This is a genomic window from Mycobacterium novum, assembly GCF_010726505.1.
Classification (GTDB): domain Bacteria; phylum Actinomycetota; class Actinomycetes; order Mycobacteriales; family Mycobacteriaceae; genus Mycobacterium; species Mycobacterium algericum.
The window spans coordinates 1,976,493-1,992,808 of record NZ_AP022562.1 but is presented as its reverse complement, the minus strand read 5'-3'; the positions used below and the strand labels follow the sequence as shown (position 1 = coordinate 1,992,808).

Genomic DNA, 16,316 nt, shown 5'->3' with positions numbered 1-16,316 from the left:
TTGACTCTGCGGTGACCAGGCACGCTACTCGTACTTTTGCCGGGTGAGCGCAGAGTGAACGCGGAACTGAGCGACGAATTCGCCCTGCTGGCCGGCAACGCCGAACAAGCCGGTGTCACCGGCCCGCTTCCGACCGTGCAGCGCATCGAGACCGCGGCCGTCAGCGCGTTGCGGTGGGGAACCGAGCCGCCGCGGGTGGTGTTCCTGCACGGCGGCGCGCAGAACGCCCACACCTGGGACACCGTCATCCTCGGGCTCGGACAACCCGCGCTGGCCGTGGACCTGCCCGGCCACGGCCGGTCGGCCTGGCGCGACGACGGCGACTACTCCCCGCAGCGCAACGCCGCGACCGTCGCGCCGGTGCTGCGCGAGCTCGCACCGACCGCCGAACTGGTGGTCGGGATGTCGCTGGGCGGGCTGACCGCGATCCGGATGGCCGCCGCCGCCCCCGAGCTGGTCCGCCGGCTGGCGCTCGTGGACGTGACTCCCTCGGCACTGCAACGGTATTCACAGCTGAGCGCCGCCGATCGCGGAACCGTGGCGCTGGCCCAGGGCGACCGCACCTTCCCCGACTTCGAGTCCATGCTGGCCGTCACCCGGCTGGCGGCACCGCATCGTGATCCGGAGTCCCTGCGGCGCGGGCTGTTCCACAACACCCGGCAACTGCCCGATGGGCGGTGGACCTGGCGTTACGACACGATCCGCAGTGTCGGGGACTTCACCGAGCTGTGGACCGACGTCTCGGCGGTCGCCGCGCCGACGACCTTGATCCGTGGTGGCGACTCGGTGTTCGTCTCCGCCGACGATGTCGCCGAATACGCTCGGCGCTCACCGGGCCTGACAACCCACGTCGTGGCCGGCTCCGGACATTCGGTACAAAGCGACCAGCCGCGCGCTCTGGTCGAGCTGCTGCGCCGGACGCTACCGTGACTGAGGTGAGGCCCATCCGAATCGGCGTGCAGCTGCACCCCCAGCACGCCGCGCAATACGGTGCGATCCGCGACGCGGTCCGGCGGTGCGAAGACCTCGGTGTCGACGTCGCATTCAACTGGGATCACTTCTTCCCGCTCTACGGCGATCCCGACGGACCCCACTTCGAATGCTGGACCATGCTGGGCGCCTGGGCCGAACAGACCTCGCGGATCCAGATCGGCGCGCTGGTGACGTGCAACTCCTACCGCAACCCGGAGCTGCTCGCAGACATGGCCCGCACCGTCGACCACATCGGCGACGGCCGGCTGATCCTGGGCATCGGTTCGGGCTGGAAGGACCGGGACTACCACGAATACGGCTACGAATTCGGTACCGCCGGCAGCCGGCTCGACGACCTGGCCGCCGCCCTGCCGCGAATCAAGACCCGGCTGTCCCAGCTCAATCCGCCTCCCACCCGGCATATTCCGTTGCTGATCGGAGGGGGCGGCGAGCGCAAGACGCTACGCCTGGTCGCCGAGCACGCCGACATGTGGCACAGCTTCACCGACGCCGACACCTACCCGCACAAGGCGGCCATACTCGCCGAACACTGCGCCGCGCTGGGCCGCGACCCCGCCACGATCGAACATTCGACCGCGCTGGGCAACGACCACACCGAAGCGGAGTTGCTCGCCGCGGCGGAATCGATGGCCGAACTCGGGGTGAGCCTGCTGACCGTCGGTAGTAGCGGACCGGACTACGACCTGACCGCCGCCGAGGCGCTGTGCCGATGGCGCGACCAGCGATAAAACTGGCGGCGATTCTCGCCACCTGGCTGATCGTGGGCGGTCTGGCAACGGCGCCGTCCGCCGGTGCCGCCCCCGACCTGTGCGCACCGCCCGGGGAGCAGGCGGCGGTCACACTGCCGGTCAAGCTCGCCACCGCCAAACGTCCGCGCGAGGACAAATACACCACGGCCGGCGTGGATCCGCTCAACTCGATCGACGTGACCAAGCTGGGTCTGGTCACGCCCGGGGTGCTCACCGTCGGCACGCTGACCGAGAGCCCCCCGACGAACTGCATCAACGCCGCGGGACGCTACACCGGGTTCGACAACGAACTGCTCCGCGCCATCGCCAAGAAGCTCGGCCTGCGGATCCAGTTCGTCGGCACCGACTTCTTCGGGCTGCTGGCCCAGGTGGAGTCCGGGCGCTTCGACGTCGGATCGGCGTCGATCAACGCCACCGACGAGCGTCGTCGCACCGTCGGCTTCACCAACGGCTACGACTTCGGTTACATGGCCCTGGTCGTCCCGGCCGGCTCGGAGATCACCGGGTTCGACAACCTGACCGACGGGCGGCGGATCGGCGTGGTGCAGGGCACCGTCGAGGACGCCTACGTCGTCGACACCCTCGAGGTGGAGCCGGTGCGGTTCCCGGACTCGATCACGCTGTACGCCAGTTTGAAAAGCCGCCAGGTCGACGCCTGGGTGGCGCCGTCGCTGACCGCGCTGAACCTGCTGCGGCCGGGAGATCCGGCGCAGATCGCCGGCTACACGTTCAGCCCCGCCGGTTTCGAGGCCTACGCGGTGGCCAAGGAGAACCGGGCGCTGATATCGGCGCTGAACTCCGGCCTGGATGCGGTGGTCGCCGACGGCACCTGGCCCCAGCTCTACACCGATTGGGTGCCCCGGCCGCTGCCACCGGACTGGCAACCGGGCTCGAAGTCGGCGGCCACCCCGCATCTGCCGGACTTCGCGGCGATCGCGGCGCGCAACCACAAGGCCGATCCGGAGCCGTACGAACCCAAATCGACACTGGCACAATTGCGCGACTCCTTCTTCGACTGGCAGCTGTACCGCGAAGCGCTGCCGGATCTGCTCAAGACCGGCCTGCCCAACACGCTGCTGCTGACCGTCAGCGGCGGCGTCATCGGCTTGGTGGCCGGGTTGGGACTGGCCGTCGCCGGAATCTCCCGCACCCGGTGGCTGCGCTGGCCGGCGCGGGTCTACACCGACATCTTCCGGGGGCTGCCCGAGGTGCTGATCATTCTGCTCATCGGTTTGGGCGTGGGTCCACTGGTAGGCGGGCTGACCAACAACAACCCCTACCCGCTGGGCATCGCTGCGCTGGGGCTGACCGCGGCGGCCTACATCGGGGAGATTTTGCGCTCGGGCATCCAGAGCGTGGAGTCCGGCCAGCTCGAAGCGTCCCGGGCGCTGGGTTTCGGCTACCCCGCCTCGATGCGCCTGGTGGTGATACCGCAGGGCATCCGGCGGGTGCTGCCGGCGCTGGTCAACCAGTTCATCGCGTTGCTGAAGGCCTCCGCGCTGCTGTACTTCCTGGGCCTGGTCGCCGGCCAGCGGGAACTGTTCCAGGTGGGCCGCGACTTCAACGCGCAGACCGGCAGCCTATCGCCGCTGGTGGCGGCCGGCGTCCTCTACTTGGCGCTGACCATTCCGTTGACCCACCTGGTCAACGTCGTCGATCACCGGCTGCGCCGCGGAAGGCCCGCCGACGACGATGATCCGGTCGAGCTGAACCCGGCGATCTCCAGTCAGGAGATGACGTGACGGTCTCAGCCCGCGAGCCGGTGTCGTTGACCGCCAAGGGGATCCAGTTGTCCTTCGGCAAGAACGCCGTGCTGCGGGGGGTCGACCTGGACGTGCCGGCGGGCAGTACCGCGGCGGTGATCGGCCCCTCCGGATCCGGCAAGTCCACGATGCTGCGCACCTTGAACCGACTCCACGAGCCCGACGGCGGCGACATCTTGTTGGGCGGGCGATCGGTACTCGACGACAACCCCGATGAGCTGCGCCAGCGGATCGGCATGGTGTTCCAGCATTTCAATCTGTTCCCGCACCGCAGTGTGCTCGACAACATCGCCCTGGCCCCGCGCAAGCTGCTGGGGATGTCGCAAGACGCCGCACGCGAACTGGCACTGGGACTGCTGGACCGAGTCGGGCTGAAGAACAAGGCCACTGCGCGTCCCTCGGCGCTCTCCGGTGGCCAGCAACAGCGGGTCGCGATCGCCCGCGCCCTGGCGATGCAGCCGCAGGTGATGCTCTTCGACGAGGCGACCTCGGCGCTGGACCCGGAATTGGTCAAGGGGATCCTGGCGTTGATCGCCGAGCTCGGCGCGGACGGTATGACCATGGTGGTCGTCACCCACGAGATGGCCTTTGCCCGGTCGGCGTCGGACACCGTGGTGTTCATGGACCGCGGGAAGGTGGTGGAATCCGGACCGCCCGAACAGATCTTCGACAACGCCGAGACCGACCGGCTGCAGAAGTTCCTCTCGCAGGTGTTGTGACAGCAACCTGTGCGACCTATCCCCCCTCGTTAGAGCCACAGGTTAGACTGGCGAACTATGGCGGAGAGCAAAGCCGAGACCCCGCAGGTGACGGCGGTCGCAGAAGGCTTGCATCGTTCGCTGTCCAAACTGTTCTCGATACTGCGGCGGGGTGAGATCAGCGGCGGAACGAAGACCGGCGAACTCACGCTGGCTCAGCTGTCGATCCTGATCACGCTGTTGGACCGCGGGCCGATCCGGATGACCGAACTGGCTGCCCACGAACGGGTTCGCACCCCCACCACCACCGTGGCGATCCGCCGTTTAGAGAAGATCGGCCTGGTCAAACGCAGCCGGGATCCGTCCGACCTGCGGGCCGTGCTGGTCGACATCACCGAGGAGGGTCTGGCGAGCCACCGTGAGTCGCTGGCCAACCGGCACGCGGCCCTGGCGGTGATGCTCAGCGAGCTCAGCCAAGAGGATCTGGACACCTTGACCCGCGCGCTGGAACCGCTGGAGCGGCTGGCCGCCTACGGTGCCGCCGGGACGCCCGCGGACGACGGGTCCGACTGCCCGCTGGACTGCGGTTGATGCCGACCGCCCTGATCACCGGCGCCGGCGGTGGGATCGGTTCGGCGATCGCGTCCGCACTGGCGCCCACCCACACCCTGCTGCTGGCCGGAAGACCGTCGGCGCGGCTCGACGCCGTCGCCGAACGGCTCGGCGCCACCACCTGGCCGCTCGATCTCGCCGACGGCGACGCGATCGAGTCGGCCACCGAGATCGTCGACGAACTCGACGTGCTGGTGCACAACGCCGGGGTGATGCTGCCCGGCGCTGCGGGCGAGTCCTACATTGAGGAGTGGCGGGCCACCTTCGAGGTCAACGTGTTCGGTGCGGTAGCGCTGACACTGGCGCTGCTGCCCGCGTTGCGGCAGGCCCGCGGACATGTGGTGTTCATCAACTCCGGTGCCGGACAACGGGTTTCCGCTGGAATGGCCTCATATTCGGCCAGTAAGTTCGCGCTTCGCGCGTTCGCGGACTCACTGCGCAGCGACGAGCCGGCGCTGCGCGTCACCACCGTCTACCCCGGCCGCGTCGACACCGAGATGCAACACGACCTGGTCGCTTACGAAGGCGGCCAGTACGATCCGGACCGCTTCCTGCGTCCCGATACCGTCGCCGAGGTGGTGGCCGCCGCGGTGCGCACCCCGCCGGACGCGCACCTGCATGAGGTCGTGGTCCGCCCGCGGTAGTTTCCTTTCCGCCTTCTTTTCCGCGAGGTCGGCCGGGCTCAGACCACCAGGTTCACCAGCCGGCCGGACACCACGATCACCTTCTTCGGCGTGGCGCCGGCCAGGAACGCCTGCACCTTCTCGTCGGCCAGGGCGGCGGCCTTGATCTCCTCGGTGTTGGCGTCGGCGGCAACCGTGACCAGCCCCCGCTTCTTGCCGTTGACCTGCACCGGGTAGTCGGCGGTGTCGGTGACCAGATAGGCCGGGTCGGCCACCGGGAAGGGGCCGTGCGCCAGCGAGGAATCGTGGCCGAGCCGCTGCCACAGCTCCTCGGCCAGGTGCGGGGCCAGCGGTGCGAGCATCAGTGCCAGCGGCTCCACGGCCCCGCGCGGAACCCCGTCGCGATGCTGCTTGGTCAGATGGTTGGTGTACTCGATCAGCTTGGCGGCGGCGGTGTTGTTGCGCAGCGCCGCATAGTCTTCCGACACTCCGACGATGGTGCGGTGCAGCAGCCGCAGCGTCTCGGTGTCCGGCTCGGCGTCGAGCACCCGGGTGGCGCCGGTCTCCTCGTCGACGATCAACCGCCACACCCGCTGCAGAAAACGGTGTGCGCCGACCACGTCCTTGGTGGCCCACGGCCGTGACATCTCCAGCGGGCCCATCGACATCTCGTAGACCCGCAGGGTGTCGGCACCGTAGGCGTCGCAGATCTCGTCGGGGGACACCGAATTCTTCAGGCTCTTACCCATTTTGCCGTATTCGGCGAAGACTTCCGTATCACCGTCGGGGCCCGGGAGGTAGAACTTCCCGTCGCGTTCCACGACATCGACGGCCGGCACATACGACCCGCGCGAGTCGGTGTAGGCGGCCGCCTGGATGTAGCCCTGGTTGACCAAGCGGCGGTAGGGCTCGCGCGAGCTGACGTGCCCCAGGTCGTAGAGCACCTTGTGCCAGAAACGGCAGTACAGCAGGTGCAGCACCGCGTGCTCGGCACCGCCGACGTAAAGGTCCACGCCGCCCGGATCATCGGGACCGTGCTCGGCAGGCCGCGGCCCCATCCAGTAGGCCTCGTTCTCCGGAGCGCAGAACTGGTCGGCGTTGCGCGGGTCGGCGTAACGCAACTCGTACCAAGAACTTCCGGCCCACTGCGGCATGACGTTGGTGTCGCGGGTGTAGGGCTGCAGTCCGTCACCGAGATCCAGTTCGACATGCACCCAGTCGGTCGCCTTGGCCAGCGGCGGCGAGGGTTCGCTGGATGCGTCGTCCGGGTCGAACAACACCGGCGAGTAGTCACCGACATCGGGCAGCTCGACCGGCAGTGCCGCGGAATCCAGGGCGTGCGGACGGCCGTCGGCATCGAACACGATCGGGAACGGCTCGCCCCAGTATCGCTGCCGGGCGAAAAGCCAGTCCCGCAACTTGAATTCGATGCGAGCCCAGCCCCGGCCCTGCGACTCCAGTTGCCGCGTGATGGCCTGCTTGGCATCGTCGACGGTCATGCCGTTCAGCGGGCCGGAATTCACCAGGGTTCCATCACCCGCATACGCGGCTTCCGAGATGTCGCCGCCGGCAATGACTTCGACGACCGGGAGACCGAACTCAGCGGCAAACTCCCAGTCTCGCTGGTCGTGGCCCGGGACTGCCATGATGGCGCCGGTGCCGTAGCCGGCCAGCACGTAGTCGGCGATGAAGATCGGGACCTGCTGACCGTTGGCCGGGTTGGTGGCGTAACTGCCGAGGAACACACCGGTTTTGGTCTTGTTCTCCTGGCGTTCCAGATCCGACTTCGCGGCGATCGCCTTGCGGTAGGCGGCGACGGCTTCAGCCGGCGTTGCGGACCCGAACGTCCAGCGTTGATCCACCCCGTCCGGCCAGTCGGCCACCGTCAACCGGTCGACCAGATCGTGTTCGGGCGCGAGCACCAGGTAGCTGGCGCCGAACAACGTGTCGGGGCGGGTGGTGAACACCTCGATGTCCACCTCGGCGCCGTCGGTGGTGTCGGCGCCGAACAGCGCCGCGGCACCCGTGGAGCGCCCGATCCAGTTGCGCTGCATGGTCTTGACCTTTTCCGGCCAATCCAGCACATCGAGGTCGTCGAGCAGCCGGTCGGAGTAGGCGGTGATCCGCATCATCCACTGCCGCAGCCGCTTCCGGAACACCGGGAAGTTGCCTCGGTCGCTTCGTCCGTCCGCGGTGACCTCTTCGTTGGCCAGCACCGTGCCCAGCCCCGGGCACCAGTTGACCATCGAGTCAGACCGGTAGACCAGTCGGTGGCCGTCGATGACATCGGCTCGCTCCCCCGCCGACAACTGCGCCCAGTCCCGCCCGTCGTCGAGGGTGCGGGCACCGGAGTCGAACTCGGCGATCAGCTCGGTGATCGGGCGGGCTTTGTTGGCACTCGTGTCGAACCAGGCGTTGTAGATCTGCAGGAAGATCCACTGCGTCCACTTGTAGAAGTCGACGTCGGTGGTGGAGAAACTGCGCCGGCTGTCGTGGCCCAGACCGAGACGCCGCAGTTGCCGGCGGAAGTTCTCGATGTTGGCCTCGGTGCGGATGCGCGGGTGGGTGCCGGTCTGCACCGCGTACTGCTCGGCGGGCAGCCCGAACGCATCGAAGCCCAGCGCGTGCAGCACGTTGTGGCCCGTCATCCGGAAGTAGCGCGCGTAGACGTCGGTGGCGATGTAGCCCAGCGGATGGCCGACATGCAGGCCGTCACCGGACGGGTAGGGGAACATGTCCTGGACGAACATCTTGTCGGCGGGTATCGCCGCACCGTCCGACGGCGCCAGCGAGCCGACCGGGTTGGCGACGTTGAAGGTCCCCGCCCGCTCCCAGTGATCCTGCCAGGCGCCTTCGATGCGCCCGGCCAGCGCTGCCGTGTAGCGGTGACGGGGCGCCTGGTCGCCGGGCACCTGGGTGGTCGGGGCTTCGTTCACCTCAACAGGGTAAAGGGCGCGGCTTTTCGGCCCGATCGCCACAGCTTGATATCGGTTGCGTTGCAGGCCGATGAGGGCTTCGTTCCAGGTCGGTTGCGGCCCTGGCGGCGCCTGGCCGCGGCTGGCTACCGTCGAGCCAAGGCCGGGGCACCATTGCCCGGCCCGTCCCGGAAGGACCCCTGGAGATGACGAACACGGTTCGCCGCTGGCGGTTACTTGTCGGCTGCGCGGCTGTCACAGCGGCGGCCTTCGGCGGCCCGCTGGGAGTGCCGGTCGCCATGGGCGACCCGCTGCTGCCGACGCCTCCTAGCCCCTACGGCCCGGCGGCCCAGCCCGCCGCGCAACCGGCCGCCGTGCCGGTGACCCCACCACTGCCGGCGGCGCCCCGGCCGGCCGCACCCGGACCGGCCCCGACCCCGGCGGCGGGCGCACCGGCGGCCGTACCGGGACCTGCGGGCGGCGGCGCGCCGAACGCCCTGGTGCCCGCCACCTCCGGCACATTGCGCGACTACTTCGCCGCCAAGCAGGTGCAGTTGGAGCCGCAGCAGGCCTCCGGCTTCACCGCCTTCAACATCACCCTGCCGATGCCGGCCGGCTGGAGCCACGTTCCCGACCCCAACGTGCCCGACGCGTTCGCGGTCATCGCCGACCGGCGCAGCGGGTCGCTGTACACGCCCAACGCGCAGGTGGTCGTCTATCGGCTGGTCGGGCAGTTCGACCCGAAAGAGGCGATCACCCACGGGTTCGTCGACAGCCAGCAGCTGATGGCCTGGCAGACCACCAACGCCTCGCTGGCCGATTTCAACGGGTTTCCCTCCTCGATCATCGAGGGCACCTACCGCGACGCCGACATGACGCTCAACACCTCCCGGCGTCACGTGATCGTGCCGACGCCCGACTCCGCCTACCTGGTCTCGTTGACGGTGACCACCGGCGCCGGCCGCGCCGTCGGTAACGCCCCGGCGACCGATGCGATCGTCAACGGATTCAGTGTGAGTTCACGCGGCGCCGAACAGCCCGTCAGCACGCAGCTGCCGGCGGCGCCCCACGGGCCCGCGGCACCGGCTCCGGCGCAACCCCGGGCGGGCCACGCCGGCTGATCGGCCCCTCGTATCCTTGAACCCATGCTGATCATGGGTGTGCTGTGCCTGGTCGCGGCCGTGGTATCGCTGGTGTTCGGAGTGCGGACCCTGGCCCGGCCGCTCACCGGCGACCCCGAGCAACTGGTGCTGCGCGCGGTGGCGCCCGCCCAGGTCGCCGTCGGGGTGATCCTGGCGGTGGGCGGCGCGCTGGTGCTGGCCGGTCCGCCCGCGGTGGCGCTGCTGGCGTTGATCATCTCGATCACCGGTGCGCTGGTCATCCTGGCCGCCGGCGCCTGGCAGGGAGCCCGCTACGCGGCGCGCCAGTCCGCCGCAGCCGGTGCGGCCGGTGGTTGCGGCTCGGGCTGCGGCTGCGGCGACGCCGCACCGGTCGAGGACGTCGGTTGTGGCGCCGGCTGCGGTTGCGCCGGCGGCGCACCGCCGGAGCCGGAGCCGGCGTCGGGCTGCGGCAGCGGTTGCGGCTGCTCGTAACCGGCGGTGCCGGCGCTCAGTTCCGGCTGATGTCGACCGGGTGGGTGGCCAGCAGCGCCGTGGGCCACGGCTGGCGTCGCAGGGCCCGGCTCCACACGTCGACCCGGGGCGGGACCAGCACGTCTGAGGGCAACGCCGACAGCACGATCCAGTCGTCGCGCTCGATCTCGCCTTCGAGCTGGCCGATGGTCCAGCCGGCGTAGCCGGCGAAGATCCGCACCCCCTCGACGTGGGGGGCGATGGACTCCGGTTCGGCGTCGAGGTCGACCATCACCAACCGGCCGTCGATATGGCGCACGCCCGGCACATCGTTGGGATCCGCACCGATCTTCAACAGTCCGACGCACAAGGCCGCGTCGCGTTTCACCGGGCCGCCGATGAACATCGTCTTCGGCTTGGCGGCCAGCTCGGACCACTGCGGCAGCACGTTGTAGACGGCGGTTTCACTGGGTCTGTTGAGCACCACGCCCAGCGTGCCGCCGTCGTTGTGCTCGACCACGTAGATCACGGTGCGGCGAAAGGTGGGTTCGAGCAGATCGGTGTTGGCCAAGAGCAACGTCCCGGCCCGTACCCGATGCGCGGCGGGCGCGACAAACTGTTCAGCGTCCTCGGGTTCTTCGGGTTGCGCCACCCTCCCATCATGGCACCCGAACCCGGCGATCGGGGGCGACCTGTACCGAACGTCAAGCGACCGCCAAGATTTGTACTCTGGTCTGGGGCCGGTGCCGCGCCGCCGCCCGCGTCCGGAAGTAGGTCTTTTGGTGGACACCCGCGCACCCGCATCGCTGTGGCGGTCGGCGCGCAGCCTGCCGGAGTTCTGGCGCCTGTTGGAGCTGCGTGCCGCAAGCCAGTTCGGCGACGGCTTGTTTCAGGCCGGCCTGGCCGGCGCCTTGCTGTTCAATCCGGACCGGGCCGCGGCGCCGTGGGCGATCGCGGGCGCGTTCGCCGTGCTGTTCCTGCCCTATTCGGTGCTGGGGCCGTTCGCCGGGGCGCTGCTGGACCGCTGGGATCGGCGCATGGTGCTGGTGGTGGCCAACATCGCCCGCCTGGTGCTGGTGCTCGGCATCGCCGCACTGTTGGCCATCGGCGCCGGGGATCTGCCGGTGCTGTGCGCGGCCCTGATCGCCAACGGGTTCACCCGGTTCATCGCCTCCGGGTTGTCGGCGGCGCTGCCCCACGTGGTGCCGCGCGACCAGGTCGTCACGATGAACGCGCTGGCGATCGCGACCGGTGCGGTGGCGGCCTTCCTGGGCGCGAACTTCATGCTGGTGCCGCGCTGGCTGGTAGGCGCCAACGATCGCGGCGCGGCGTCGATCATCGCGGCGGTGGCGATCCCGGTCGCGATCGCGCTGCTGCTCTCGCTGCGGTTCGGCCGCCACGTGCTCGGCCCCGACGACACCAAACGCGCCATCCACGGATCGGTGCTCTACGCGGTGACGATGGGCTGGCTGCACGGCATCCGGACGGTGCGGGACCGGCCCACCGTGGCGGCGACGCTGTCGGGGCTGGCCGCACACCGGATGGCGTTCGGCATCAACACCCTGCTGGTGCTGGTGATGGTGCGCCACGTCGGCGAGCACACGGTGTCGGGTCTGGGCACCACGGCGTTGTTCGTCGCCGCGGCCGGCGCGGGATCGTTCCTGGCCACCCTGCTCACCCCGCCAGCGGTCCACCGCTGGGGCCGGTACGCCACCGCCAACGGGGCGCTGGCGGCGGCGGCGGTGATCCAGTTCGCCGGGATCGGCCTGTATCTGCCGGTGCTGGTGCTGTGCGGATTCCTGCTCGGGGTGGCCGGGCAGGTGGTCAAGCTGTGCGCGGACACCGCCATGCAGATCGACGTCGACGACGCGCTGCGCGGACATGTCTTCGCGGTGCAGGATTCGCTGTTCTGGGCTTCGTTCGTCCTGGCCGTGTCCGCCACCGCGGCGGTGGTTCCCCCCGACGGGCAGGCGCCGTGGCTGATCGTGGCCGGAACGCTGTTGTACCTGGCCGGCCTGGCGGGGCACAGCCTGATCGGGCGGCCCCGGGATCCGGTGGGGGGCATACAGTACGGGCATGGCTGAAACCGAACCGATCGTCGCCGATCTGAGTGCCGAGAGCGAGGACCTCGACACGCTGGTGGCCCCACTCACCGACAGTCAGTGGGGTGCGCCCACCCCGGCGGCGGGCTGGTCCATCGCCCATCAGATCGCTCATCTGCTGTGGACGGACCGGGTCGCGTTGCTGGCCATCACCGACGAGGCCGGCTTCAGCGACCAACTCGCGGCGGCGATGGGCGATCCGACCGGCTTCGTCGACGCCGGTGCGGCCGAGTTGGCCACCGCGGCGCCGGCTGATCTGCTGGCGGACTGGCGATCGACGCGCGCGCAGTTGCACCAAGCCCTCCTGGGTGTCCCCGACGGCCGCAAGCTGCCGTGGTTCGGCCCGCCGATGAGCGCGGCGTCCATGGCCACCGCGCGACTGATGGAGACCTGGGCGCATGGCCTGGACGTCGCCGACGCGCTCGGGGTGCGACGGGCACCGACCGCGCGGTTGCGCTCCATCGCGCATCTGGGCGTGCGAACCCGCGACTACGCGTTCACCGTCCACAACCTGACCCCGCCCGGCGAACCGTTTCACGTGGAACTACACGCCCCCGGTGGTGGGGTGTGGACGTGGGGACCGGTGAACGCCGAGCAGCGGGTGACCGGTTCGGCCGAGCATTTCTGCTTTCTGGTCACGCAGCGTCGGCCGTTGGCCGACCTCGACGTCGCCGCGCACGGCGAGGACGCCCAGCGCTGGCTGGAGATCGCCCAAGCTTTCGCGGGGCCGCCCGGCTCCGGGCGATGAGCGCGCCAGCGCGAAGAGAGCCGGAGCCCAATCAGCACCGCTCCGGGCGATGAGCGCGCCAGCGCGAAGAGAGCCGGCCACATAATGCCCGGCCCCACTGGGAATTCACCGACGCCGCCGCCGCGCGTCGTGCCGTGAGATTCCCACTCGACGCGGTCTGAGCCGCCGGCGGCTTCAGAACCAGGCGAGGAAACCGCCCATGATCATCTCGGCCGAGTTCACCAACGCCTGGAACATGTTCACGTTGGCGGTGTCGATCATGTGGTAAACCGTGTCGCCGCTCACCGTCTGCGTCGCACTTGCGATCTCCTCCGGCGACAGGCCCAGGTACGCGAGGTGGTCGCTGAACATGCCGGCCATTTGGTGGCCGTCATCCCAATTCGCGAAGCCGTCACTGGACAGCGAGTAAACGTCGGCCGTGTACAGATCGTTCGGGGTGACCAGACCGATCACCGAGTCGATGTTCATCATCTCGGCGACCTGATAAACCATCGTGATCACGTCGTCGTGCCATTCTTCGGGCACCCACTGCAGCAACGTGGGCAGGAAGCCGCTCAGGAAGCCGCCCTCTGCGGCGCTGTCCCCGACCATCACGAAATGCAGTGCGTCCTTGGGGATGTCCGTTTCCTCAGCGAGTCGCTCCATGGCCAGGCCCGCGGCGACATTGGCCTGCGAGTACCCGAAGATGTACAGCGGGTCCCCGGAGTCGAAGTCGCCGGCGTCCCACCGAGTCTTGATCGCGTCGACCAGGATGTCGGTGGCGCCCTTGATGCTGGCGTTCAGGTCGTAGGTCTCGGGCACCTGCAGGAAGGTCGCATCGCCGTCTTCGGGGAACCCGTTCGGCACCAGATACAGCTCTTTACTCAGATCGAGCCAGTTCTGATTCATCGCCGGAATCATGACCAGAGCCTCGGCGGCCAGCGCGTAGTCGAGGATGTGGTGGTCGGTGGCAGCAGCGGGGGCGGGCGCTGCCGTCACTCCCGCGATGATGATCGGCGCCGACAACAGCGCGCCCACGGTCGTCTTGTTCACCAGTTCCTCCCCCCGATGTTGCGGTAACCCGACGGCAGTCGCCCACACCCAGTCTCAACCGCGTAGCTGTGCGACAAGAGGGCTTTTCCGTACGCGCGCTAACTTATACGCTACGGCCGGCGGCGTCCACTTGAGGGCTGCTACAGGTCGATCCAGGGTGCGAAAGCCCATAAAAATGTCGTGAAGTCCGCACTTTTATCGAACGGTTGTTCGGCTCCTCGCGCCTCAAGTCGCCCGGCCGGATGCGGTTTGCGGGCGCTCCCACGGGCCTGCATAACAACCGGGGCTCACAGGGCGGTGGCCCCGTCGGCGGCCCCGTCGCCGTCGGCGTCGGTCAGCTTGATGTCCCACCGCCCATCGCCGTCGGTGTCGACATAGGCCGCGCGGTAGCCGCCCGATCCATCGCCGATCAGCACCCGGTCGGCGCGGCCGTCGCCGTCGGAGTCGAGCAGCCGGTCGTTGATGCGGCCGTCGCCGTCGAAATCCACCAGTGGACCACCGAGATGTTCGGCGTCGTCGAGTCCCGACCACCGCAACCCGCCCGATCGGTCCGCCGAGCCCGCCGCCACGCCATGCCCCCACGTGCCGGATCCGTCGTCGGTGAAAGAGGCCTCCGGGGCGCCGTCGTCGTCGAGGTCCAGCATCAGGTGGTCGGCCACCCCGTCACCGTCGAGATCGACCAACGCGTCGTCTTGCAGCCCGTCGCCGTCGAAGTCGAGGGCGATCGCATCGGCCACGCCGTCGCCGTCGAGATCGAGGTCGGGCGGCCCGCTCCACATCGTCGCCGCTCCGTCACCGTCGCCCAGGCAATAATCCATACCCGGATCAGACGTGCCTGCGCCGCTAGCGGTTCCGCTGGGTCTGCCACCACGCCAGTAGTTCGGCCGTCGCCTCGTCCCGCGACAACGGTCCCCGCTCCAAGCGCAACTCCTTGAGGAAGTTCCACGCCCGCCCCACCAGCGGCCCGGCGGGGATGTCGAGCAGCGCCATGATCTCGTTGCCGTCCAGGTCCGGCCGCACCCGCTGCAGGTCCTCCTGCTCGGCCAGCGCGGTGATGCGCGCTTCGAGCTGGTCGTAGTTGGCCTGCAGGCGTGCTGCCCGCCGCTTGTTTCGGGTGGTGCAGTCCGCGCGAACCAGCTTGTGCAGCCGGTCCAGCAGCGGTCCGGCATCGGTGACGTAGCGCCGCACCGCCGAATCGGTCCACTTTCCGTCGCCGTAGCCGTGGAAGCGCAGGTGCAGATACACCAGCTGCGAGACGTCGTCGACCATCTGCTTGGAGTACCGCAGCGCGCGCATGCGCTTGCGCACCATCTTCGCCCCCACCACCTCGTGGTGGTGAAAGCTCACCCCACCGTCGGGCTCGTGGCGGCGGGTGTCGGGCTTGCCGATGTCGTGCAGCAGCGCCGCCCAGCGCAGCACCAGATCGGGACCGCCCCGGGCGTCTTCGAGCTCGATCGCCTGCCGCAGCACGGTCAGTGAATGCTGGTAGACGTCCTTGTGCTGGTGATGCTCGTCGATCGCCATCCGCATGGCGCCGACCTCGGGCAGCACCACGTCGCCCATCCCGCTGGCCACCATCAGCTCGATGCCGGCTGCAGGGTCGGCGCCCAACAGCAGCTTGTCCAGTTCGGCGGCCACCCGCTCGGGTGTGATGCGGGAAAGCTGCTCGGCCATCTCTTCGATCGCGGCGCGCACCCGCGGCGCCACCGTGAAGCCGAGTTGCGAAACGAACCGGGCGGCGCGCAGCATCCGCAGCGGATCGTCACCGAAGGAGTCCTGCGGTGCCGTCGGTGTGTCCAGCACCCCGGCTCGTAACGCCGCCAGGCCACCCAGCGGGTCGAGGAACTCCCCCGGACCGGCTCCGGTGATGCGGACCGCCATCGCATTGGCGGTGAAATCCCGGCGCACCAGGTCCTCGTGCAGCGAATCCCCAAAGCGCACTTCGGGATTACGCGACACCCGATCATATTTGTCGGCCCGGAACGTGGTGATCTCCACGCGGTACCCGTGCAGGCCGGCACCGATGGTGCCGAACTCGATCCCGGTGTCCCACAGCGCCTCGGCGCGGCCCCGCAGCAGCTGCTGCACCTGCTCGGGGCGAGCGTCGGTGGTGAAGTCCAGGTCGGGGCTGGACCGGCCCAGCAGGGCGTCGCGGACCGATCCGCCCACCAGGTACAGCTGGTGGCCGGCCGCATCGAACATGGCGCCGAGGTCGCGCAGCAGCTCGGCGTGCCGGTTCAGGGCGACCGCCGCCGCTGTCAGCAGGTCGGCATCCTGGTGGGCTTCGGGCACGTTCGATGAGCTTAGACGGTGGGGCGGGCCGGGGTCTCACTCCCAGCCGCCGGCGAGCGCGTGTGCGGTTCGGTCGGTTTCCGCCGACTTCGCCGACGATTCCGCATACTCGGCGAGCCGGATCGCGGCGGGCGGAGCCGGATCACGGGCCGCCGCCGCCGAGGCCGCCCCGGCGAGGGAGGCCGGTGGGCTCACCCGTGCCAGCTACTATCACATGG

16 protein-coding genes are annotated in these 16,316 nt (G+C 69.2%); 10 read left to right on the top strand and 6 right to left on the bottom strand.

Annotated elements, in window-relative coordinates; all coding sequences use genetic code 11:
• Positions 1–54: 54 nt before the first annotated feature.
• From G6N19_RS09250 to G6N19_RS09225, 6 genes are read left to right on the top strand one after another with little or no spacing between them, the layout of a single operon-like run.
• The gene (locus G6N19_RS09250) at positions 55–930 is read left to right on the top strand and encodes an alpha/beta fold hydrolase (RefSeq protein WP_193466182.1); all 876 of its coding nucleotides are present in this window, start codon (positions 55–57) and stop codon (positions 928–930) included.
• Positions 927–1,721 (top strand): LLM class F420-dependent oxidoreductase, encoded by a 795-nt coding sequence (locus tag G6N19_RS09245; protein ID WP_193466181.1) that lies wholly within the window; start codon positions 927–929, stop codon positions 1,719–1,721. Before G6N19_RS09250 ends, G6N19_RS09245 begins: the two co-directional genes overlap by 4 nt.
• Positions 1,703–3,484 carry an ABC transporter substrate-binding protein/permease gene (locus G6N19_RS09240; protein WP_193466180.1) on the top strand — a complete coding sequence of 594 codons (1,782 nt, stop codon included), beginning with the start codon at positions 1,703–1,705 and terminating at the stop codon, positions 3,482–3,484. The genes G6N19_RS09245 and G6N19_RS09240 overlap by 19 nt, the downstream gene beginning before the upstream one ends.
• On the top strand, positions 3,481–4,224 hold the full coding sequence (locus G6N19_RS09235) for an amino acid ABC transporter ATP-binding protein (protein ID WP_013831240.1): 744 nt from the start codon (positions 3,481–3,483) through the stop codon (positions 4,222–4,224). Before G6N19_RS09240 ends, G6N19_RS09235 begins: the two co-directional genes overlap by 4 nt.
• A gap of 57 nt (positions 4,225–4,281) precedes the next feature.
• Positions 4,282–4,794 carry a MarR family winged helix-turn-helix transcriptional regulator gene (locus tag G6N19_RS09230; RefSeq protein WP_013831241.1) on the top strand — a complete coding sequence of 171 codons (513 nt, stop codon included), beginning with the start codon at positions 4,282–4,284 and terminating at the stop codon, positions 4,792–4,794.
• Positions 4,794–5,459, top strand: coding sequence for an SDR family oxidoreductase (locus tag G6N19_RS09225; RefSeq protein ID WP_013831242.1), 666 nt, complete (start codon positions 4,794–4,796; stop codon positions 5,457–5,459). Before G6N19_RS09230 ends, G6N19_RS09225 begins: the two co-directional genes overlap by 1 nt.
• Before the next feature lie 38 nt (positions 5,460–5,497).
• Here the strand turns inward: G6N19_RS09225 and leuS are convergent, their stop codons facing one another.
• Complete coding sequence (leuS, locus tag G6N19_RS09220) at positions 5,498–8,374, bottom strand: leucine--tRNA ligase (RefSeq protein ID WP_049792979.1); 2,877 nt, start codon at positions 8,372–8,374, stop codon at positions 5,498–5,500.
• Positions 8,375–8,559: 185 nt separating this feature from the next.
• Here leuS and G6N19_RS09215 point away from each other — a divergent pair, with 185 nt between their 5' ends.
• Together G6N19_RS09215 and G6N19_RS09210 are read left to right on the top strand one after the other, a co-directional pair.
• Entirely contained in the window at positions 8,560–9,474 is a 915-nt protein-coding gene (locus G6N19_RS09215) for an LpqN/LpqT family lipoprotein (RefSeq protein WP_081465611.1), read from the top strand.
• A gap of 24 nt (positions 9,475–9,498) precedes the next feature.
• On the top strand, positions 9,499–9,945 hold the full coding sequence (locus G6N19_RS09210; protein ID WP_013831246.1) for a hypothetical protein: 447 nt from the start codon (positions 9,499–9,501) through the stop codon (positions 9,943–9,945).
• A gap of 16 nt (positions 9,946–9,961) precedes the next feature.
• Here G6N19_RS09210 and G6N19_RS09205 read toward each other — a convergent pair whose 3' ends face one another.
• Positions 9,962–10,576 carry a YqgE/AlgH family protein gene (locus tag G6N19_RS09205; protein WP_013831247.1) on the bottom strand — a complete coding sequence of 205 codons (615 nt, stop codon included), beginning with the start codon at positions 10,574–10,576 and terminating at the stop codon, positions 9,962–9,964.
• A gap of 130 nt (positions 10,577–10,706) precedes the next feature.
• Here G6N19_RS09205 and G6N19_RS09200 point away from each other — a divergent pair, with 130 nt between their 5' ends.
• Both G6N19_RS09200 and G6N19_RS09195 read left to right on the top strand, forming a co-directional pair.
• A complete protein-coding gene (locus G6N19_RS09200) occupies positions 10,707–12,008 on the top strand; it encodes an MFS transporter (protein ID WP_013831248.1) in 1,302 nt (433 codons plus the stop codon).
• Positions 12,001–12,774 (top strand): TIGR03084 family metal-binding protein, encoded by a 774-nt coding sequence (locus G6N19_RS09195; protein ID WP_013831249.1) that lies wholly within the window; start codon positions 12,001–12,003, stop codon positions 12,772–12,774. Before G6N19_RS09200 ends, G6N19_RS09195 begins: the two co-directional genes overlap by 8 nt.
• Before the next feature lie 174 nt (positions 12,775–12,948).
• On the opposite strand, the gene G6N19_RS09190 is transcribed toward G6N19_RS09195, so the two are convergent.
• The 4 genes from G6N19_RS09190 to G6N19_RS21245 form a co-directional block, all read right to left on the bottom strand.
• Positions 12,949–13,806 (bottom strand): PE-PPE domain-containing protein, encoded by an 858-nt coding sequence (locus G6N19_RS09190; RefSeq protein ID WP_013831250.1) that lies wholly within the window; start codon positions 13,804–13,806, stop codon positions 12,949–12,951.
• 287 nt (positions 13,807–14,093) lie between these two features.
• Positions 14,094–14,624: a hypothetical protein gene (locus tag G6N19_RS09185; protein WP_013831251.1), complete on the bottom strand. Its 531-nt coding sequence runs from the start codon at positions 14,622–14,624 to the stop codon at positions 14,094–14,096.
• Between the two features lie 25 nt (positions 14,625–14,649).
• A complete protein-coding gene (locus G6N19_RS09180; protein ID WP_013831252.1) occupies positions 14,650–16,098 on the bottom strand; it encodes a CCA tRNA nucleotidyltransferase in 1,449 nt (482 codons plus the stop codon).
• A 36-nt stretch (positions 16,099–16,134) separates the two neighbouring features.
• A complete protein-coding gene (locus tag G6N19_RS21245) occupies positions 16,135–16,293 on the bottom strand; it encodes a hypothetical protein (protein WP_232062601.1) in 159 nt (52 codons plus the stop codon).
• Positions 16,294–16,316 lie beyond the last annotated feature (23 nt).